Origin of the sequence: Priestia filamentosa (genome assembly GCF_900177535.1) — a bacterium.
GTDB lineage: Bacteria > Bacillota > Bacilli > Bacillales > Bacillaceae_H > Bacillus_I > Bacillus_I filamentosa.
In genome coordinates this window covers 821474-841944 of sequence record NZ_FXAJ01000001.1, presented here as the reverse complement: position 1 = coordinate 841944, position 20471 = coordinate 821474, and the positions used below count along the sequence as shown (strand labels likewise).

The window sequence follows — 20471 nt, the reverse complement described above, 5'->3', positions numbered from 1 at the left end:
CTCCCTTATTTTTTAACTGCGATACGTTCAAGCGGTTTTGCGTTCCCGTACACCGGTCTTTTTCGGTCAACTGGCTTTGCCCACTGAACAGCATTTTTAATTACACGCTGAATTTCTTTATTGTAGTAAGTTGGATATGTTTCATGCCCTGGTCTAAAGTAAAATACTTTTCCGTTTCCACGTTTATATGTACATCCGCTTCTAAATACTTCGCCACCTTCAAACCAGCTTGTGAAAATAAGCTCATCTGGTGCTGGGATATCGAAATGTTCTCCGTACATTTCTTCACGCTCGAGCTCAATAAATTCAGAGATTCCTTCTGTAATTGGATGGCTAGGCTCTACTACCCATAAGCGCTCTTTATCATCCGCTTCACGCCATTTTAAGTCGCAGCTTGTGCCCATTAATGTTTTGAAGATTTTCGAGAAATGACCTGAATGAAGAACAATGAGGCCCATTCCATCTAGGACACGCTCTTTTACTTTTGCAACGATTTCGTCTTTCACTTCATCATGTGCTAGATGGCCCCACCATACTAAAACATCTGTCTCCTGTAAGACTTCCTCTGTAAGACCGTGTTCCTCTTGATCTAATGTGGCTTTTCGAGTAGGGAATCCCTCTTCTTCTAAAAACGCTGCAATTGTGCCATGAATTCCTTGAGGATAGATTTCCTTTACAACTGGATTTTTCTGTTCATGGCGATTTTCATTCCATACTGTAACTCTTACCATTACGACAACCCCTCTCTTATTGATTTGTCATTAGTATAAAAAAAATCAGCAGGGAAAAATATGCTGAATCTGGCTCTCTTTATATTCAAAAGTGCTATTGTGTTTCTTTCTTCAGAGGAAATCCTATGTAAAAATCCTATTCCCTCCCTCTCCAAATGTGTTATATTCTAAAAAAGGAGGGGGTAGCATTTCTCTAGTAAAAAGCAATAATGTTCAAGATTTGGAAGCGGTTAATGAAGAAGTGGTCTATCAAAATCCGCTGCTTTATTTAAAAATATGGGAAATTTATAATCGAACAAGAGATATGAGGACTTTGGAAGAGCATCGCTGGCATTACCATAAAGAAGTCGAACTGCTCGCGATTATAGATGGCTATTTAGGCATTCAAAGTAAAGATCATTATACTGTGCTCGGTCCTGGGGATGTTAGAATTTTTGGAGCTTCGCAACTGCACCGCACTCACCAGCTTTATACGGATAAATTGCGCTATATTGTCTTTCAAATTGATCTACAGAAACACTTTGACCAAAGTACAATGCCTTATCTCTACTGCTTCTCTGAACTTACTCAGCCTTTAGATGTAATGAATTATATTTTTGAAGAAAATGAAATTGTAAAAAATGAGTTTCATACTTTAATAACAAAGATTTTCACAGAATCTCAGTCAAAGCTGAACGGTTATGAAATCGCTATCAGTTCAATGATTAAACAAATTATGCTCCTACTTCTTAGACATGATACACGCAATCTTTTAAGCTATACAGAAAAAGCTGCCTTACACCGCCTGCAGCCTGTGCTCTCCTATATAGATGACAACTTAGAAAGTAAGATTACTGTAGAAGAAGCATGTTCATTATTAAACTTAAGCTACCACTATTTCATTAAGTACTTTAAGAAAACAATGGGCAAATCATTTATTGATTATGTAAATTACAAGCGTATAAAAAAAGCTGAACGGTTACTCGTGACAAGTGATCTTAGCATTGAAAATATCGGCTATGACGTTGGTATCCCTAACATGGCTCAATTTTATAAATTGTTCAGAAGATACAATAACTGTTCACCGAAAGAATTTAAAGAGCGAATGAGAAATGAAGGATAAGAGACCTTGAATACGTACAAGAACAGACAGATTTGCCTGTTCTCGTGCGTATTTAACATCTAATTTGTTAACAGAAGCCGCCGCCACCACAGCCGCCGCCATAGCCACCGCCATTGCCGCCGCCAGCATAAGCAGTCCCTACGATGATAAGTAGGATGAATAAAACAACAACTAACGCAAAGCCTTTTCCAGATCCACCTGAGCTCATTACTTCCACCACCTTCTGTGTTAATGTACGATATCTTATGAAAGCAGTAGTGAAAGTGGACTAGACGATGGCCTTTTCTATTCTTTATTTATTTTCAAAGAATGATATTTAACACAATAAAAAAAGCTGTCCAGGGACAGCTCACACTTAACTTTCAGTTACCTTTAAACCTCTCTCTTTCAACGATCCTTCAACCTCTTCAAAAATCTTGCCCGCAATTACTTTCATTCCTTGATCATTTGGATAAAGGTTATCACTAACGCCGTTATACGTTTGGACGCCTTTTCTTCCTACATTTGAACTGTCTCTCCAAACTTCAGAAAGATCAACAACAGGAAAATCGTGCTCTTCTCCAACTGTTTTGATGGCCTCATCAAAAGCTTGGCAGCGCTCTCCAGCACTCCATGTTGTCAGGAGTACAACTTGAGGTTTTGAAGTTCCTTCTCCTGTTAAGTCATCAACAAGAAGGTCTAGCTGCTTTTGAAACGTGTCAAGGGGGATATTGTTTTTTGCACTGCAGTCGCTTGTCCCAAATTCAACTGAAACAAGATCAGGCTCTTGCTTATTAATCTCTGGAACAGCATCAAGACCGTGCATTAGCAATGCTTCATGTGCTCCCTGTCCTTCTAATGATACTTTATAGTTCATCTCTTCTTGGATATAATCACTTAACACACTTGCAAACTTTTTGTCTTCTTTTGAAGCATAGTAGCCTGCTGTTAAGCTAGAACCAAGCGGTGAGTATGTAAATTCTTCTCCTTTAAAATCCACTTTCTCATTTTTGTAAGGATGTTTTTCTTCTGTATCTTGCTCAACAAGTGCTGCCATTGCCTTGTCAATCTCTTCTTGACTACTTCCTGCTCTTGCTTCTCTTGCAATGTTTCTCTCTTTCATTTGCCCTGCCACCATTACACCAATAAAAGCTAGTAAAAGAACAAAAATCAACAGGTTTGTTTTTGAGCTCCCCACTTTAATATCCTCCATTTTTTACAAAATTAAGTTTAATTATACACTATTTTCATAATAATGGATTTTTTTCTCTTATTTTGGAATGAGAGAATTTTAATAGAGCAAGAATCATTCTAGTAATTAAAATAGCAAGAAAATTAGAATAGTGGTAATATCTTACTTAGCATTCATTACCAAAAGAAAGCAAACAAAGAATTCATGGATTGGAGTGAAGAACAATAGTTGAAGATATAAACACAAAAAAACGAAAACGATTCGTTTCCCTCCTCCTTTTTATCATTATTGCAACACTACTGCTCGTTTTTTTATGGTATCAAGGAATCTTCATTCCTAACGCTCGTGGCGCAAGGGATTATCCTGTGAGGGGCGTTGATGTTTCTGCTTATCAAGGAGAAATCAACTGGAAGACATTAGCGAAGCAAGACGTGGACTTCGCTTTTATTAAATCAACTGAGGGCAGCAGTCATGTTGATCAATATTTTGAAACCAATTGGAAAGACGCGAAACGGACGACCTTACGAACTGGTGCCTACCACTTCTTCAGCTTTGACAGTCCTGGTATAACGCAAGCTCGAAACTTTATTAAGACAGTGCCTCGTGAGAAAGGGTCCTTGCCTCCTGTTATTGATGTTGAATTTTATGGGGATAAAAAAAAGAACCCTCCAGATCGCAGGGAAGTCGAGAAAGAACTTCGAACAATGGTAAAAAAACTCCAAGAACATTATAAACAGCCTGTTATTCTTTACACAACAAGGGAGGCTTATGATTTGTATATTAAGGATAGTTTCGAACAGTGTGATATATGGATAAGAGACGTTTTTACAAAACCTTCGTTATCTGATAAGAGAACCTGGACGTTTTGGCAATATACAGATCGAGAGAAGTTAGAGGGATATGATGGGGAAGAAAAGTTTATTGATGTTAATGTCTTCCGCGGGAGTGAAAAAGAGTTTGAGAAATACTGATTAATAAAATAAAAAAGGATACTGTTAAATAAGTACCCTTCAATATTAGAGGCTTTATTTAGATAACTGATTGATCTTCTCATGTAAATCTTGAATTTGCTTTTCTAACCTTTTTATACGCGCGTCTTCTTCGTCTATTTCTTGTTGTTGTGTAACCTGGACTTCTATTTCCTCTTCAATAGCAAGTTTTGCTGCATATGTGGCAAGGGCATCTCCTACAGTTGAGAAGAGACCTGCAAGTAATGCTATTTTAAGGCTAGAAGCTAGTTTAATTTCTTCCGTCTCTAGCGTAGAACCCGTAGACTGATTATTATTTATCATACCAAACCTACCCCATTTATAAATTATTAACGATTACTCCTAATGTATTCTAAATGAGGCAAATGGTTAACTTGATCTATTTTCACATAATCATTTACACAACGTCTTTTTCATGCTGCTCATGTCAAGCTATCACATAGTTCATAAAATCTAGTAAGCTCGTCCAATGACGTTTTTTCATCATTCACATAAAAGAACCCCTTGATACTCTATCAAGGGGTTCTTTTACTTAAGTCCAACCTTTAAAGCTTCATTCTCACTTACTTCTTCTGTCGAAACTGCTCTATTTAAAGTTTCGAGAAAATCCGTTCTCATCCTATCTTTCCCCTTATAGGAATACCGGAAAATTAGGGGAGCAAAAATAACTTCACCCCCTTGGTTAATAAAGACATGCAGATAGATTTGATATTAATCCAAGAAATCCGGCTGTTCCTTTTGCAGTTTCTCCCAAAGAGGTTGAAAGCTTAGCCATCCTTCATATTCGGTTCCCGTCTGTTCAGCGGTTAACGTTGCGTGTTTTTTGTCAATGAGAATTGGTTTTCCAGCCGCTTCAGCCATTAACTGGGCCTGGCACGAACGTTCCATGGTAATAAACCACCAAGCAGCGGAATCAACGGATTGTCCTACTGTTAATAATCCATGGTTACGCAAAATAACCGCTTTATAATGACCGAGAGCTTTTGCGATTCGTTGTCCCTCTTCAGCCGCATAAACTACACCCGTAAAATCATCGAATAACCCATGGTCATTATAAAATTGACAAGCATCCTGGGTAATCGGATCGAGTAATCGACCTAATGTAGACCATGTTTTTCCGTATACCGAATGAGCATGTGCCGCTGCTACTACATCCGGTCGAGCATTATGGATTTCTGAATGAATAGCAAAGGCGGCGCCATTAAGAGGCTGATCGCCTTCTACAATTTCTCCCTTATGGTTGACAAGCAAAAGGTCAGATACGCGAACTTGGCTGAAATGTTTCCCGTACGGATTGACCCAAAAATGATCTGTATATTCTGGATCTCGTACCGTAATATGACCTGCTACCCCCTCATCAAAACCGAATTTGGAAAAGAGACGGAAAGCAGCAACCAGCCGTTCCTTGCGATGCCTGCGCTCTTCTGCTGCTGTTTCAAACGTTGGGATCTTTAAATAAGTTGTATTATTCATTATTTTTCTCCTCCTAGAAATAAGTAAAATTTCCATTAGGTGAATTTCGTGAAGGTTCGTTGAATCAATTGGGCGTTTACCGGTCGTTGGAACGGGATAGTTGACCAGTGGAATACGGCGATATTCCGCTCTGCTGTAAGTTCTCGTTTCTTTTCTTTAAAGCAATCAACGTAATCATTTCATAAATAATTGAAGATGCGGCAACAGCAGTAATTTCGCCGCTGTCGTAAGAAGGTAGAACTTCGACTAAATCAAAACCAACCAAGTTAAGGCCATCTAACCCTCTTACAAACTCTAATCCTTCATAACTAGTAGGACCCCCAACTTCCGGTGTCCCCGTCCCCGGCGCATAAGCAGGATCGAGAAAATCAATATCGTATGAGACAAACACCGGTTTGTCCCCTACCCTTTCGTGAATTCGCTTCATCACATTGTCGAAACCAATTTTCCTTACTTCTTTCATCGTAATCACTTCAAATCCAAGATCTTTTGCGTCTTCAATGTCTTCTGGTCCATAAAGCGGTCCCCGCATCCCTACCTGGATCGAGTGAGCTACATCAAGCAGTCCTTCTTCAACAGCTCTGCGAAACGGCGTTCCGTGCATATATTTTTCCCCATAATAGTTGTCCCACGTATCACCATGAGAATCAAAGTGAACAAGGGCAACAGGGCCATACTTTTTAGCAAATGCTCTCAAATGACCGAGCGATATGGAATGATCGCCGCCCATTAAAATTGGCGTAATTCTTTTTTCAAGAATGGTGTCTAGTTCTGCTTCAATATTTTCATAGGTTCTATGAATGTTGCCAGGAATGACATCAATATCACCGTAGTCGACTCCCGAACAATAATCGAAGATATTGATATCCTGATCAGGATTGTACGGGCGTAGCAATACTGAAAAATTCCGGATATGCTGCGGGCCAAGACGCTGACCAGTCCTATTAGAGGCTGCGGTATCGAATGGTACTCCTGCAACAATAAAATCAACATCTTCAGTTGTTCTTATTGGTTCTAATCTCATAAATGTACGTGTGCCGCAAAAACGCGGTGATTTAGATGAATCTTTAGGTTTATACATGGTTGTCCTCCTTATGAATATAATTAGCTATCAATCATGCATGTTCTGTAACAATATCTGTCTTTCACCTTGAACTAAAAATTTGTAGAGTCTCATTTATTTACTTGCTGATAAGATTTTTTATTCACTGTCACCAATGTAAAGCCAACAATTACGACAATGCCGCTAACCATACCGTATATAATCGGGTTTTTAGATGAAAGACCTTCTATCATTAGCCCTGACATGACGACAATAGTGCTGACGATAATGGCGTAAAACCCTGATTTTGGTTTGACATTTTTCAAAAATAGCGCCGCTACAAAGGGTACAAAAATCGCTCCTGATAGAATCGCGTAGGCGACATCTAGTGCTACTAATACGTCTTGGATCCAAATAGCAAGCGTAATGGCTACGACACCAACGCATAACGTCGTAATCCTGGAAATAAATATGATTTCCTTTTCTGATTTATTTTTATATAAAACTTTAATAAAATCATTCGTAATAAGAGTTGAAGATGCAAGCAAGGTTCCGGATGCAGTTGACATCAAAGCAGAACAAACACTTGCAAGCACGAACCCTAATACCCCTGGAGGAAGTACTTCGATAGCGAAATTCGCAAAGGTATTTTGAGTATTTCCCATGTTTGGTAATAAAACCATTGCACACATTCCGATCATGCTTCCAGCAATTGCATAAATAATGCTGTAAAGACCGGCATAGACCGATCCTTTCCTAGCAATGGAGGGAGAACGAGCCGTAAAGATACGTTGCCATATATCCTGAGAGACTACCATTCCTAGCGTAAATAGTAAGAAGTATTGAAAGATATCTCCAATCCCGATAGATAATACATTAAAATGTGAGGCTGGAAGTTCCGAAAAAAGCTTTCCCATCCCTCCAGCTTCCGAAAGGCTGATTGGTAACATAAAAACGAATATTCCGATTGTCATAACAACAAATTGAATAATGTCCGTCAATGTGACACTCCACATGCCTCCAAGGATGGTATAAAGCAAAACAATGCTGCCCCCGACAAGCATAGAAAGAATAAAATTCCAATCCAACAATACACTGATGATAGAGCCAATACCAATCACTTGAGTTACGGTTATCATTAAGGTGTAAATGGTAGCAATTAAGGCACTGACATATCTAGTTTCTTTATTGTACTTTTTTCCTAGCAGTTCACTTATGGTTGTAACTTTTATTGAGGAAATCCGTTTGTTGAAAATTGTTCCCAGAGCAATAATACCCAAACCAATCATCGCTACGAACCAAATACCTGAAATCCCGTGTTCATACCCGAGTTGAGCTGTTCCGATGGTCGAAGCTCCTCCAAGAATAACTGCGGATAAACATCCCAGATACATAAACATTCCTAAATTTCTTCCTGCAAGCATAAAGTCTTCCGAAGATTTTGCCTTAATGGAGCCAATAAATCCAGCGATAATCAAAACCGCAAAATACATGAGCATAACAACTGTATCCAATAAATTCATAATTTGCCCCCTTCCATTTAACTTAATGACATCCATTCACATTTTAAAAGCACTCACAAACTATCGCTGCCAACGTTCGTTCGTGATTCTAGTCTCACTGCTGTCATACAAGTAGAATCCCAACGTGTTAACACTTTAAAAGCTTGTAGGTTGAATGTTCGCCACTTTTTTGACTTCTATTATTGCCTCATTCAACACTTGGATGCCTGTATCAATTTCCTGTTTGGTTACCGTTAAAGGGGGAATCATACGAATGACCTCTCCGCTGTTGCCACATAAATAGAATAAAACTCCTTTTTCCAAGCATTTGTTAAGAATCTCCAACAATGTATATCCATCTGGTTCTCCTGTATATGGATCAACAATTTCAATACCAATCATAAGACCTACTGAACGAATGCTGCCTATTATAGGATGCTGAGCTTTTAATTCAGTAAGCTTCTTAGTTGCATAATCGCCCATCATTTTGGAGTTAGCAATCAGATTTTCTTCTTTTAACACTTCAATCGTAGCTAGTGCAGCTGAACAAGCAATTGGGTTTCCGCCAAAGGTTGTTCCATGGCTCCCAATTGGCCACTTTTCCATAAGTTCCTTAGAGGCAACAGTTGCACTCAGCGGCAGCCCCGATGCTATTCCTTTTGCAATGGCCATAATATCAGGGGTTACACCAAATGTTTGAGATGCAAACCAATCCCCCGTTCTTCCAAATCCCGTTTGAACCTCATCAAAGATTAACAGGATGCCATGCTCATCACAAACTTCCCGGATTTTTTCCAACCATCCTTTTGGAGGGATGATATATCCGCCTTCTCCAAGTACAGGTTCAATAATCATGCAGGCGACTTCTTCTGGGGTTACTTGGTGCTTAAAAAGGATGTCAAAGTCATTTTCTAGTTTTTTCTTGAAGTATTCTTCCGGATCTTCATGAACTGGACATTCCTTCGGATTGGCATAAGGAACTTGATAAACAAGCCCTGTAGGCTGTAAAAATTTGCGATATTTACTTTTCGAAGTTGTCACGCTCAATGCGCCTAGTGAGCGACCGTGAAAACAACCCATGAATGAAACAACATAAGGTCTTTTCGTCACATGTTTTGCTAATTTAATGGCGCCTTCGATCGCTTCTGTTCCGCTATTAGCAAAGAAAAAGCAGTCAAGACCTTTAGGGAGTATCGTTTTTAATTCTTCTGCCAATCTAAGGATGGACTCATACATAATTACTCCAGACGGCCCGTGCATCAAATGATCAGCCGCCTCTTTAATCGCATGTATCACTTTGGGATGTCGATGGCCTGTATTTGCTGTCGCGATACCTGAAGTAAAATCTAAATATTTTCTTCCATCCAATCCGTAATAATAGCAACCTTCTGCTTTAACAACTGGAAGATTCGGATGATCCTTTGCCATACTTGGAGCAAGCAGATCGGATAAATGATCCATTAAGTGATTCCATGGTTCAGTCATAAAAGGCCTCCTTAAACAAATGTAGGGTAGGTGAATTTTTTAAAAAACACCTACCCTTTCTATTGCAAGATTCATGCCAAATAGAAGTTATTGAATGTTATATTTTTTTAATTTTCTTACAACTGAAGGCTGACTGATCCCTAAAGCATTCGCCATTTCAATCGTGGTTCTATTTTGCTTTTTTGCTTTTAATAACATTTCTTTTTCCACATATTCTAATGCATCCTTAAGGATTAGACCGTCTGCCCGTTGAAAGATTCCTTGTGTCTCTTGATTTCTTAACGATTGCGGCAAGTGTTCTGCAGTAACTAACGAGGTAGGAGAAGTTACCACTAAACGTTCAATCATATTAATTAATTCCCGGATGTTTCCTTTCCATTCATGTGTCAATAAGCTATGAGTAACAGCTTCATCAAGCTCTTTTGTTCTGTTGTACTTTTTTTCGAATTGCTGAAGAAAATGGGTAATAATCGGGAATATGTCTTCTGGTCGATCTCGCAACGGAGGGATTGTGATTGGAACGACACTTAAACGAAAATAAAGGTCTTCCCTAAACTCTTTTTCCCTCACTCCTTTTTCCAAGTCTTTGTTCGTTGCTGCGATAAGCCGGCAATCAACCTTTTTCAGCTTTCTACCTCCGACTCGGTAAAATTGTTTCTCCTGAATGAATTTTAATACTTTCACTTGGTGTATAAGAGAAAGTTCTCCTATTTCATCTAAAAATAACGTTCCCTTATCAGCTAGCTCTACCAGCCCGACTTTTCCATTACGCGAAGCGCCTGTAAAAGCCCCTGCTTCATAGCCAAAAAATTCAGCTTCAAATAAATGATCAGGAATAGCCCCACAGTTGACTTCTATAAAAGCTCCGTTGTTTCTGGGACTCTTATTATGTATAAATTTAGCTAAATGAGACTTTCCAACCCCAGATTCACCAAGGAGTAGCACATTTACATCAACATCTGAAACTTGTACAGCTGTCGAAAGAACGTTTTGCATTTTTTCACTTTTTGCCACTAGTCCTTCTGTCAGCAGATGTTTGTTTCTGAGCATTTCCAATTCCGTTTTTACGCGTCCCATTTCATCTTCCATGGAATCTAAATATTTCTTAACTTCTATTAACTCCGTGATATCGTGAGAATAGCTGACGACTCGTACGATTTCTCCTTTTGAATCCTTGACAGGGATTCCGGTGACTAATAATTTCTTCCCTTGTTTGGTCGTTTGCACCAAGGTTACTTTCTTTTTATCCCGCAAAATAATTGATGTAACATTGGGCGTGAATAAGCCTTGTAATTCTAACTCATAAACCGACTTACCTAACAATTCCTCCGAATTAACATTATAAATATCACCTGAACCTTTACTGGCTCTTACAATGATTCCATCCCGATTTGTTACGAGCAAATCATCTTTTAAAGAATTAAGAATTAATTCATTTTCGTTCCAGTCCGTTTGTTTCATGTTCAACACCTTTTCAAATTAATTATTGTAATTATTCATTTTTGAAACATATTCCCTCCAATGCTTATAAACAAAGGGAATTCAAAAATAAATAATTATTTATTTTTGAATAATATTAGCATGCCTACGTGACCTCAACAACTATTTCTTCAAATCGGTTGTCCTTTCATGATTAAATCGGACCAAAATTGCCTATTTTACCTAGTGACGTGCATTTTATACCCTCACTGTTGAAATAATGCTTTTAAGTAAACTTTGAACTGAAAACCATCCATAAGAAAACCCCTTGATACTGTTAGTATCAAGGGGTTCTATCACTTTATTAATCTCTTAATAAAGCGTCATATATTGGTCACGTTCCCATGGATGTACTTGCGTACGGAACATATCCCACTCGATTTCTTTCGCTTCGATGAAGTGTTCGAATAAGTGTTTTCCTAGGGCATCAACCATTACTTCGTTTGATTTAAGCTCTTCAAGCGCTGCAGCAAGTGTTGCTGGAAGGTCTGAGATGCCTTCTTTTTCACGCTCTGGCTTGTTCATAACGTAGATATTGCGGTCGATTGGTTTTGGCGGAGTTAGTTTGTTTTTAATTCCGTCAAGACCTGCTGCAAGCATAACAGCAATTGCTAAGTATGGGTTTGCTGCAGGGTCAACGCTACGTACTTCAACACGTGTGCTAAGACCGCGTGATGCTGGGATACGGATTAATGGGCTGCGGTTTTGTGCAGACCAAGCAACATAACATGGTGCTTCATATCCAGGTACAAGACGTTTGTATGAGTTAACTGTTGGGTTTGTTACAGCTGTAAAGCTTGTTGCGTGCTTAACAATTCCTGCGATAAACTGACGAGCTGTGGCGCTTAGCTGAAGGTCAGCATCTTTATCGAAGAACGAGTTTTCTCCATTATTGAATAGAGATAAGTTACAGTGCATACCAGAACCGTTAACACCGAAAAGTGGTTTTGGCATGAATGTTGCGTGAAGTCCGTGTTTGCGTGCGATTGTTTTGACAACAAGCTTGAACGTTTGGATGTCATCGCATGCTCTTAGGGCATTTGCATATTTGAAGTCGATTTCGTGCTGACCAGGAGCAACTTCATGGTGAGATGCTTCAACCTCAAAGCCCATTTCTTCAAGCTCAAGCACGATATCACGACGGCAGTTTTCACCTAAGTCTGTTGGTGCTAGGTCAAAATATCCGCCTTTATCGTTTAGTTCAAGAGTTGGCTCTCCCTTTTCATCTAACTTGAATAAAAAGAATTCTGGCTCAGGTCCAAGATTGAAATCTGTGAAGCCTAGCTCTTCCATCTCTTTTAAGATGCGCTTCAAGTTGTTACGAGGGTCCCCTTCGAATGGAGTGCCGTCTGGATTGTAGATGTCACAAATAAGACGAGCTACTTTTCCTTTTTCAGACGTCCATGGGAACACTACCCATGTGTCAAGATCCGGATATAAGTACATATCAGATTCTTCAATACGAACAAATCCTTCAATTGAAGATCCGTCGAACATCATTTTGTTATCAAGTGCTTTTTCAAGCTGACTTGAAGGAATTTCAACGTTTTTGATCGTTCCTAGGATATCCGTAAACTGCAAGCGGATATATTTTACGTTCTCTTCGTTCGCCATTTTGAAAATGTCTTCTTTTGTGTACTTTGCCATCATTTATCCTCCCCTGAATAACTAAAACTAGTAATTTATTTAGAATACTTCAAAATGAAGTAACCCTTACATTATTAATGGAAAAAGCGTGACATATCCCCTTGATTTAACGCTGTGCGGTTTTGTCTTCCCGCTTGGTGCGTAATTTCAGAGCGCCATAGTTTGCGAAGCTCTTCTTCGCTCATCTCTTGGTCCGGCGTTTTTACTTCTGTTTTTGTATACTTGCCTTTTTCCTTTTGAACTTCGAAAATTTGCTTGATTCCAGCTAAATTGACGCCTCTTTCAATTAGTTCCTTGATTTCAAGAAGCTTATCAACGTCGTTAAATGTGAAAAGACGTCGATTTCCTTCTGTTCTCGCAGGAGCAATAAGATCGTGTTCCTCATAGTAACGAACTTGCCTTGCTGATAGTTCTGTCAATTTCATAACGATACTCATTGGAAATAAAGGCATGTTTCGACGAATATTATCACCCATATTTCGTTCCTCCTTTACTTAACTACCCTTATTGTAGAACATGTGAATTCCTGTGTCAATTATATGTTAGTTTTTCTAACATTATTTTTTATGAATTTTCAGACGCAGTGTTTTTTCCCTTTGTTCTAGGGCCTTAGAGCCGCTATAAACAAAGGGTCATCATCAGCAATTCACTTTATTTTTCTTTTGTATATATTAACTAAAACTTTTTTATGAAAGCGTTACAAAGCTAACAATTCTTTTTCGATTAGCGACGTTACAGCGGACAGAATCGCAATCTTGACGTGCTCATATGTTAGTCCGCCTTGTACATATGCTACAAATGGAGGACGAATCGGTCCGTCCGCCGTTAATTCAAGGCTTGCTCCTTGGATGAACGTTCCAGCTGCCATAATCACGTCATCTTCATAGCCAGGCATATAGCTTGGGTACGGGGTCACATGTGAATTAATTGGTGAAGCATATTGAATCGCTTGGCAAAAAGCAACCATTTTATCTCGCTCATCAAACTGAACAGATTGAATAAGATCTGTGCGGCTTTCATGCCATTTGGGGCTTGTATTCATGCCAAGACGTTCTAGAAGCGCAGATGTAAAAATCGCCCCTTTTAATGCTTGCGCCACAGTGTGCGGCGCCATAAAGAAGCCTTGATACATTTCTTGAAGGCTGTATAGTGATGCACCTGCTTCACTGCCAAGTCCTGGTGCTGTCATACGGTATGAGCAAAGCTCAACAAGGTCACCACGACCGGCAATATAGCCGCCAATTTTCGCCAAACCGCCGCCAGGGTTTTTAATCAGCGAGCCTGCCATAAGGTCTGCGCCAACGTGTGATGGCTCCATTGTTTCAACAAATTCACCGTAGCAGTTATCAACAAAAACAATAACTTCTGGATTAATGTTTTTGACGAAAGTAATCATTTCCCGAATTTGTTCAACCGTAAACGACGGACGAATGCCATATCCTTTCGAACGCTGAATGCCAATCATCTTCGTGCGTTCATTCATGCTTTCTTTGACAGCTTCGAAATCTACGTTTCCGTCATCTCCTAGCGGAACAGCATGATAGCCAATGTTAAAGTCTTTTAACGAGCCAATGCCTTCTTTGCCTCTGATGCCCACAATTTCTTCAAGCGTATCGTACGGCTTTCCTGTGATATATAAAAGCTCGTCCCCTGGGCGAAGCACGCCAAAAAGTGCTGTTGAAATGGCATGCGTTCCTGAAATGATTTGCGGACGTACAAGAGATGCATCTGTTCCAAACACATCAGCATAAACGCGTTCAAGCGCATCTCTTCCAATATCGTCATAACCATATCCTGTTGATGGCGTAAAGTGCACGTCGCCGATTTGATGCTCACGGAAACTTTTTAACACGCGATGCTGGTTGTATTGAGCAACTAGATCTACTTCCTCGTGTCTTTCCTTAATGAGTGATTCTACTTCTTCTGCAATGCGTGCTAATTTTGTTCCGTACAACTTTTCTAACATATTACTTTTCTCGCTCCCTCAATGATTCATACAGCGGATGTGTTTTTGCGATATAGCCGCTGCATTCATATACTTCTTTTTCTTCATTAAAATGAAAACCTTCCAAAATGCTGTCGCGTTTTAGAGTTGACAGCCACTCTCCTTCGCTTGGCGAAAGCTCTACATTATAGTGCTCCATCGAAGATTTGATAAGATCGCTCGTTTTCGCTTTCAGCTCTTCAATATCCTTAGCGTCAAGCGCCGAGATTAATAAAGACTCTGTTGTAGACGGGATAAATTCCGGATCCACTTCATCCTTCTTATTATAAACGGTTAACATCGGTACGTCTGTAACATTTAATTCTTCAAGTAATTTATGTACCGTTTTTTCGTGTGTTGTGTAATCAGGATTTGAGCTGTCCACAACGTGTAAGATAAAATCGGCTTCTGTTACTTCTTCAAGCGTTGAACGGAAAGCCGCAACAAGCGTTGTTGGCAAGTCTTGAATAAATCCAACTGTATCTGTTAATAAAATATCAAGTCCTGATGGAAGCTGCGTTTTGCGCGTTAGCGGATCAAGCGTTGCAAAAAGCTGGTTCTCCTCAAATGTTCCTGCATTTGTCAACTTGTTAAAAAGCGTTGACTTCCCTGCATTTGTATAGCCAACAAGCGACACTTGAATCGACTGATTTTCCTTACGGCGCGCTCTGTAGCGCTTGCGGTGTTCGACAACTGTTTTCAGCTGCTGTTTTAAATCATGAATTCTGCCGCGAATATGACGGCGGTCTGTTTCAAGTTTTGTTTCCCCAGGTCCGCGCGTTCCGATTCCGGCTCCAAGACGAGATAAATTCACACCTTGCCCTGACAAGCGAGGCAATAAATAGTTGAGCTGTGCAAGCTCAACTTGCAGGTGTCCTTCTTTCGTTGCGGCGCGCTGTGCAAAGATATCTAAAATAAGCTGCGTTCTGTCAATAATCCGAACGCTTAGCATGTCTGTTAAGTTGCGAAGCTGACTTGGTGAAAGCTCGTCATTGAATACAACAAGATCAGGCTCTGTTTCTTCAACAGCTGCGAGCAGTTCTTCAAGCTTTCCTTTTCCGATATATGTAGCAGGATGGACTCGTTCACGCTTTTGCGTTAGCGTCAAAATTACTTCTCCACCAGCCGTTTCTGTTAACGACTCGAGCTCATCTAACGAATGGCCGAAGCGAACTTCGTCATCTCCTGGAAGCTGACAGCCAACAAGTACAGTTTTTTCCTTTTCGTTTCGTTGTAAAGTATGCAAACTTTTTCCTACTTTCTTCTCATATATTCACCTAATTGCTAAATCAATCCTATCATAGCAAAAAGGTGTGGAAGTTTACAAAATTTTTAAAGGTTTTATTTTAAAATACCCGATATCCTCTTGAATAAATAGAGAAATCGGCATACAATTTGAATGATTTCGTAATTATGGGGGTTGAGTCTGGCGTGACGTGGGAAGTGTTAAGCATCATTGGAACAATTGCGTTTGCAATCAGCGGCGCGATTATCGCCATGGAAGAAGAGTATGATATTTTGGGCGTTTATATTTTAGGGATTGTTACCGCATTTGGTGGAGGTGCCATCCGAAATGTGCTAATCGGCGTTCCGGTTTCCACGCTTTGGAATCAAAGCATGTATTTCCACATTGCGCTTATTTCGATTACACTGGTCTTTTTATTTCCTAATCATTTATTAAAACACTGGCACAAGTGGGGAAACTTAACGGACGCGATTGGGCTTGCCGCATTTGCCATTCAAGGCGCGCTTTATGCAACAGAGATGAACCACCCGCTTAGCGCTGTTATTGTAGCCGCTGTTTTAACAGGATGTGGTGGCGGACTTGTGCGTGACCTGCTTGCAAGACGAAAGCCGCTTGTACTGCATGATGAGATTTATGCAGTGTGGGCTGTGATGGCTGCGCTTTTCATCGGGCTTAACATTGCAACAACGCCCATCAGCCTCTATGTTCTTCTTGTTGGAATTGTTGGGCTTCGGATGTGCTCTCTTTTTTATAAATGGCGTTTGCCTTTCAGGTCGCTTCGCCAAGAAAGAGGAACAGAAATGTAAGAAAAGGTGTCGTCTCAAAACGACACCTTTTCTCCGTCTGATAAAATTAAATCAATACTCTTTAATGTCATCAATTCTTCACGATCGAACTTGTTTGTTGTGAGGAGCCGCATTGCTTGTGAGCGAATTGACTTTTCAATCACGTTCCTGACGTAGCGGCCGTTGCTGAAAGTTTGAAGGCTTGACTGTCCTGTTACGTCGTTTAAATGCTGACGAAGCTTATATAGCGCTTCTTTTGTCAGCTCATATTGACGTTCTTTTAACATTTTATCTGCAATTTGCAAAAGCTCACTTACTGTATAATCTTTAAAATCAATAACAAGCGGAAATCTCGATTTTAAGCCTGGATTCAGCATTAAGAAGTTATCCATCTCGCGAGAATACCCCGCTAAGATTAGCACAAACTCTTGATGTCTGTCTTCCATATGTTTTACAAGCGTGTCGATTGCTTCTTTTCCAAAGTCTTTCTCTCCGCCTCGGCCAAGTGAATAAGCTTCATCAATAAATAAAATGCCGCCCATTGCTTTTTTTATGAGATCACGCGTCTTTTGCGCCGTATGTCCGATATATTCCCCAACTAAATCTGCCCGCTCTGCTTCAATTAAATGCCCTTTTGAGAGCACCTTCATTTCAAGAAACAGTTTGGCTAGAAGTCTCGCAACTGTTGTTTTCCCTGTGCCTGGATTCCCTTTGAACATCATATGAAGCGCCTGTTTTTCAGCTTTCAACCCGATTTCTTCGCGCCTTTTGCTCACATAAAGCCATGCGTACACTTCTTTCACGATTCGCTTCATTTCTTCCATGCCAACAAGCTTTGCCATCTCTCTTTCGATATCGCGAAGGGCTTCATGTTTGACCTCTTGCTTTACAACAGGGATAAAGGAGGAAGTTTGAGTTCCATGTGTTTTTTGCGTTTCATTATTTAAAACGATGTTAATTTGACCGTTATTTTTTAGCGTAACTGGTCTCTCCAAGAACGTTCACCTCTTTACTTCTTGTGCTGATTCTCACATCTTCAAAAAACCTCTCTTTCTTTCACTTTATGTTAAAAGAAAAAAATCCATGTTAAAAATCTAAGGTTGTTTAGAAATTTGTTAATGTGGGAATAACCTTTTTAGAGAAAATGCTTTCAAGTTGTGAAAGGAATGTCAAATATGAATGAAGTGAAACAAAAAGCGGCAGAAGACCGCAAAAATCAACTAATCACAAAACTATTAAATGTTGGGTTATATAAAAAGTATGGAAAACATCTTTACGAGTTTTCTCTCCAAGAACTTGAAAAAGAGTATCTCAACCAAACAAAACAAAAAATAATCTCTCGCGCATAAATAGAAAAAGAGGCAACCTCCCCAGGAGGTTGCCTCTTTTATGTAAAACATAGGCATGAACGCCTTGTATTTATTCGAATTCCATTGAAACAGGTTTGTTTGGTGCAAACGTCGAAATCGCATGCTTATAGATAAGCTGCTGTTTGCCTTCCGTTTCTAATAAAACGGTAAAATTGTCGAACCCTTTTACAAGGCCGCGAAGTTGAAAACCGTTTAGTAGGAATACTGTTACAAATACGTTGTCTTTGCGAAGCTGATTCAAAAACTGATCTTGAATGTTGATTGACTGTTTCATGATATTGCCTCCTCTTTATCTCTATAAGCTAACTATTTCTCGATTATATCCTATTTTCCTTCTATATAAGCAAAAATTTCAGCAAACTTTTCAGAAGGACGAGCGTCTGTCATGTCAAACCACTGAATAGGCAAACGATTGCGAAACCATGTGAGCTGACGTTTTGCATATCGTCTTGAATTGCGCTTCAAGAGCTCAACAGCTTCATCTAAGCTTGTGCGACCTTCCGCAAAATCGTACAGCTCTTTATAACCTATCGCTTGAACAGACTGCGCCTCTTTATTAATTCCTCTTTGGATTAAATCTGAAACCTCTTTTAAAAGTCCCTTATCCATCATCATATCAACGCGCTTGTTAATTCTCGCATATAGCTGCTCTCGCTCCATTGTAAGTCCAATAAAGACCGCATTATAAAGAAGCTCATGCTTTTCTTCGTCAACATGCTCACTAAACGGCGTTCCTGTTGTTTCGTATACTTCAAGCGCGCGGATCACCCGTCTTGTGTTATTCATATGAATACGCTCTGCGCTTAGTGGATCTACTTTTTGGAGCTCGCTGTGAAGCACTTCTGCTCCCTCAAGCTCTAGGCGCTCTTCTAGACGCGTGCGAACCGTACTGTTTGCTTTTTCTTTTGTAAACTCGTAGTCGTAAAGTGCCGCTTGAATGTAAAGCCCTGTTCCGCCTACAATCATCGGCAGCTTTCCTCTACTTGTAATATCGCACATTTTTTCGCGCACAAGCTTTTGAAATTCGGCAACAGAGAAACTTTCGTCCGGATCTTTAATGTCAATAAGATGATGCATAACACCATCCATCTCCTCTTCCGTAATTTTCGCTGTCCCAATATCCATTCCTCGGTAAATTTGCATCGAGTCTCCTGATATAATCTCAGCGTTCAGCTTTTTTGCGAGCTTTATGCTTAGCTCGGTTTTTCCAACGGCCGTTGGACCGATAATTACGACCACTTTTTCTTTCTCTGTCAAACTCTCACCACTTTTCTGTTCTTCAACCCTTATATCCAATATGACAAGATTTATACGTACATTCACGTTTTTTGTCTCATTTTGTATTCTACGCGGAACGCTCCCCTATATTCAAGAGCAGTTTGGTTTTATACGCTAAAAATTGCCGTCTCTAAGCTTGATCGCTTCCTTCATGAGCGACGGACCGAATTCTTCTTCGTATTTCTTATAAAGAGGAGATAGCGCGTTAAGCCATTCTTTGCGCTCTTTTTTCGTTAATGTGTGAATCTTCATTGACGAGTTTTCACGGATATACTGAAGCTGCTCTTTGTTTTTTTCAAGCGCCTCATTTTCATTCCACGCTGTCGCTTCTTTCATGGCTTCTAAAATAATGTTCTTCGTTTCCTCATCTTGTTCATCCCAAAATGAACGATTAATCATCACTGCATAAGCAAGATAGCCATGATTCGTGATTGTCATGTTTTGCTGCACATTATAAAACCCTTTTGAATAAATGTTAGACACCGTATTTTCTTCCCCGTCAATTTCCTTCCTATCAAGCAAAGAATAGGTATCATTGAACTGGTGCTGAATACCGTCTGCTCGAAGCATCGTAAACTGAGCATCTAAGACAGGACTTTGCATAATCCGAAATTTTTGTCCGCTCACATCTTTAGGTTTTTTAATCACTTTCTCATTTGTTGTAAGCTGCTTAAAACCATTAGACCACAGGGCAAGTCCTTTGATATCTGTTCCATCGAATGTTTGTAACAGCTCTTTTCCAATGGATCCTTCAAGTCCGTGTCGGACAGCTTCCTCATTCGGAAAAATGAACGGCAAGTCAAGCACGCCCCATTTTGGTGACAGCATTTGAAGCTTTGAAGTTGCAGGTGCAATCATCTGTACTGTTCCTTCTTCTAATGCTGATACTTCTTCAATATCTGAATAAAGACTTCCATTTGGAAAAACAGCCACTTTGATTCTACCGTCTGACTTTTCTTCTACAAGTCTAGCAAACCTGTCTACTGCAAGCCCTTTTGGCGTATTTTCGGCAACAACATGACTGAACTTAATTAAGACTTGATCTCTTAATCCTTTCTGATCATCATCATAAGGAAGTTCCTTAAAAGGAAAAAGATGATGGAATCCAAATCCGATAGCGGTTACAATACCAGTAAACAAAAAAAGGATAAGCAGAATTGTTTTTTTCACATCATCCCTACCTTTCT

20 protein-coding genes and 1 pseudogene are annotated in these 20471 nt (G+C 39.8%); 4 read left to right on the top strand and 17 right to left on the bottom strand.

Going from position 1 to position 20471, the window contains the following annotated elements; all coding sequences use genetic code 11:
* Positions 1-5: 5 nt before the first annotated feature.
* The gene (locus tag B9N79_RS04425; protein ID WP_085117757.1) at positions 6-731 is read right to left on the bottom strand and encodes a ThuA domain-containing protein; all 726 of its coding nucleotides are present in this window, start codon (positions 729-731) and stop codon (positions 6-8) included.
* A gap of 220 nt (positions 732-951) precedes the next feature.
* On the opposite strand from B9N79_RS04425, the gene B9N79_RS04420 reads away from it, so the two are divergent.
* Positions 952-1833 (top strand): helix-turn-helix domain-containing protein, encoded by an 882-nt coding sequence (locus B9N79_RS04420; protein ID WP_240516645.1) that lies wholly within the window; start codon positions 952-954, stop codon positions 1831-1833.
* A gap of 127 nt (positions 1834-1960) precedes the next feature.
* Here the strand turns inward: B9N79_RS04420 and B9N79_RS26440 are convergent.
* Positions 1961-2041, bottom strand: a pseudogene (locus tag B9N79_RS26440) (YjcZ family sporulation protein); the annotation flags it as partial.
* Positions 2042-2188: 147 nt separating this feature from the next.
* Positions 2189-3010 (bottom strand): SGNH/GDSL hydrolase family protein, encoded by an 822-nt coding sequence (locus tag B9N79_RS04410; RefSeq protein WP_167555096.1) that lies wholly within the window; start codon positions 3008-3010, stop codon positions 2189-2191.
* A gap of 230 nt (positions 3011-3240) precedes the next feature.
* Here B9N79_RS04410 and B9N79_RS04405 point away from each other — a divergent pair, with 230 nt between their 5' ends.
* The gene (locus B9N79_RS04405) at positions 3241-3975 is read left to right on the top strand and encodes a glycoside hydrolase family 25 protein (RefSeq protein ID WP_085117749.1); all 735 of its coding nucleotides are present in this window, start codon (positions 3241-3243) and stop codon (positions 3973-3975) included.
* Positions 3976-4029: 54 nt separating this feature from the next.
* Here B9N79_RS04405 and B9N79_RS04400 read toward each other — a convergent pair whose 3' ends face one another.
* From B9N79_RS04400 to hflX, 10 genes are all read right to left on the bottom strand, one after another.
* Positions 4030-4296, bottom strand: a complete 267-nt coding sequence (locus B9N79_RS04400; RefSeq protein WP_085117747.1) for a hypothetical protein — start codon at positions 4294-4296, stop codon at positions 4030-4032.
* Positions 4297-4704: 408 nt separating this feature from the next.
* Positions 4705-5466 carry a class II aldolase/adducin family protein gene (locus B9N79_RS04395; protein WP_085117745.1) on the bottom strand — a complete coding sequence of 254 codons (762 nt, stop codon included), beginning with the start codon at positions 5464-5466 and terminating at the stop codon, positions 4705-4707.
* A 76-nt stretch (positions 5467-5542) separates the two neighbouring features.
* Positions 5543-6547: an agmatinase gene (gene speB / locus B9N79_RS04390; protein ID WP_019391940.1), complete on the bottom strand. Its 1005-nt coding sequence runs from the start codon at positions 6545-6547 to the stop codon at positions 5543-5545.
* Positions 6548-6639: 92 nt separating this feature from the next.
* Positions 6640-8031 carry a sodium:solute symporter family protein gene (locus B9N79_RS04385; RefSeq protein ID WP_046217772.1) on the bottom strand — a complete coding sequence of 464 codons (1392 nt, stop codon included), beginning with the start codon at positions 8029-8031 and terminating at the stop codon, positions 6640-6642.
* A gap of 135 nt (positions 8032-8166) precedes the next feature.
* Positions 8167-9495 (bottom strand): aspartate aminotransferase family protein, encoded by a 1329-nt coding sequence (locus B9N79_RS04380; protein WP_085117743.1) that lies wholly within the window; start codon positions 9493-9495, stop codon positions 8167-8169.
* Between the two features lie 87 nt (positions 9496-9582).
* Entirely contained in the window at positions 9583-10956 is a 1374-nt protein-coding gene (locus B9N79_RS04375; protein WP_019391937.1) for a sigma-54 interaction domain-containing protein, read from the bottom strand.
* Positions 10957-11286: 330 nt separating this feature from the next.
* Entirely contained in the window at positions 11287-12621 is a 1335-nt protein-coding gene (glnA, locus tag B9N79_RS04370) for a type I glutamate--ammonia ligase (RefSeq protein WP_040056604.1), read from the bottom strand.
* 74 nt (positions 12622-12695) lie between these two features.
* Entirely contained in the window at positions 12696-13097 is a 402-nt protein-coding gene (locus B9N79_RS04365) for a MerR family transcriptional regulator (RefSeq protein WP_019391935.1), read from the bottom strand.
* A 221-nt stretch (positions 13098-13318) separates the two neighbouring features.
* Positions 13319-14587 carry a methionine gamma-lyase family protein gene (locus B9N79_RS04360; RefSeq protein WP_048896861.1) on the bottom strand — a complete coding sequence of 423 codons (1269 nt, stop codon included), beginning with the start codon at positions 14585-14587 and terminating at the stop codon, positions 13319-13321.
* Position 14588: 1 nt separating this feature from the next.
* On the bottom strand, positions 14589-15851 hold the full coding sequence (hflX, locus tag B9N79_RS04355) for a GTPase HflX (RefSeq protein WP_046217774.1): 1263 nt from the start codon (positions 15849-15851) through the stop codon (positions 14589-14591).
* 185 nt (positions 15852-16036) lie between these two features.
* On the opposite strand from hflX, the gene B9N79_RS04350 reads away from it, so the two are divergent.
* Positions 16037-16657 carry a trimeric intracellular cation channel family protein gene (locus B9N79_RS04350; RefSeq protein ID WP_040056607.1) on the top strand — a complete coding sequence of 207 codons (621 nt, stop codon included), beginning with the start codon at positions 16037-16039 and terminating at the stop codon, positions 16655-16657.
* A 14-nt stretch (positions 16658-16671) separates the two neighbouring features.
* Here B9N79_RS04350 and spoVK read toward each other — a convergent pair whose 3' ends face one another.
* Positions 16672-17631, bottom strand: a complete 960-nt coding sequence (gene spoVK, locus B9N79_RS04345; protein ID WP_019391931.1) for a stage V sporulation protein K — start codon at positions 17629-17631, stop codon at positions 16672-16674.
* Between the two features lie 180 nt (positions 17632-17811).
* On the opposite strand from spoVK, the gene B9N79_RS04340 reads away from it, so the two are divergent.
* Positions 17812-17985 (top strand): Fur-regulated basic protein FbpA, encoded by a 174-nt coding sequence (locus B9N79_RS04340; protein WP_019391930.1) that lies wholly within the window; start codon positions 17812-17814, stop codon positions 17983-17985.
* Positions 17986-18055: 70 nt separating this feature from the next.
* Here the strand turns inward: B9N79_RS04340 and hfq are convergent, their stop codons facing one another.
* The 3 genes from hfq to B9N79_RS04325 form a co-directional block, all read right to left on the bottom strand.
* Positions 18056-18280 carry an RNA chaperone Hfq gene (gene hfq, locus B9N79_RS04335; RefSeq protein WP_019391929.1) on the bottom strand — a complete coding sequence of 75 codons (225 nt, stop codon included), beginning with the start codon at positions 18278-18280 and terminating at the stop codon, positions 18056-18058.
* 50 nt (positions 18281-18330) lie between these two features.
* Positions 18331-19263 carry a tRNA (adenosine(37)-N6)-dimethylallyltransferase MiaA gene (miaA, locus tag B9N79_RS04330; protein WP_094041197.1) on the bottom strand — a complete coding sequence of 311 codons (933 nt, stop codon included), beginning with the start codon at positions 19261-19263 and terminating at the stop codon, positions 18331-18333.
* A 135-nt stretch (positions 19264-19398) separates the two neighbouring features.
* Positions 19399-20454 (bottom strand): DctP family TRAP transporter solute-binding subunit, encoded by a 1056-nt coding sequence (locus B9N79_RS04325; protein WP_085117741.1) that lies wholly within the window; start codon positions 20452-20454, stop codon positions 19399-19401.
* Between the last annotated feature and the right edge of the window lie 17 nt (positions 20455-20471).

Coding starts and splice junctions, on each gene's coding strand:
- B9N79_RS04425 (WP_085117757.1), bottom strand. CDS start 731: ATGGTAAGAGTTACAGTATGGAATGAAAATCGCCATGAACAGAAAAAT.
- B9N79_RS04400 (WP_085117747.1), bottom strand. CDS start 4,296: ATGATAAATAATAATCAGTCTACGGGTTCTACGCTAGAGACGGAAGAA.
- B9N79_RS04395 (WP_085117745.1), bottom strand. CDS start 5,466: ATGAATAATACAACTTATTTAAAGATCCCAACGTTTGAAACAGCAGCA.
- speB (WP_019391940.1), bottom strand. CDS start 6,547: ATGTATAAACCTAAAGATTCATCTAAATCACCGCGTTTTTGCGGCACA.
- B9N79_RS04385 (WP_046217772.1), bottom strand. CDS start 8,031: ATGAATTTATTGGATACAGTTGTTATGCTCATGTATTTTGCGGTTTTG.
- B9N79_RS04380 (WP_085117743.1), bottom strand. CDS start 9,495: ATGACTGAACCATGGAATCACTTAATGGATCATTTATCCGATCTGCTT.
- B9N79_RS04375 (WP_019391937.1), bottom strand. CDS start 10,956: ATGAAACAAACGGACTGGAACGAAAATGAATTAATTCTTAATTCTTTA.
- glnA (WP_040056604.1), bottom strand. CDS start 12,621: ATGGCAAAGTACACAAAAGAAGACATTTTCAAAATGGCGAACGAAGAG.
- B9N79_RS04365 (WP_019391935.1), bottom strand. CDS start 13,097: ATGGGTGATAATATTCGTCGAAACATGCCTTTATTTCCAATGAGTATC.
- B9N79_RS04360 (WP_048896861.1), bottom strand. CDS start 14,587: ATGTTAGAAAAGTTGTACGGAACAAAATTAGCACGCATTGCAGAAGAA.
- B9N79_RS04340 (WP_019391930.1), top strand. CDS start 17,812: ATGAATGAAGTGAAACAAAAAGCGGCAGAAGACCGCAAAAATCAACTA.
- hfq (WP_019391929.1), bottom strand. CDS start 18,280: ATGAAACAGTCAATCAACATTCAAGATCAGTTTTTGAATCAGCTTCGC.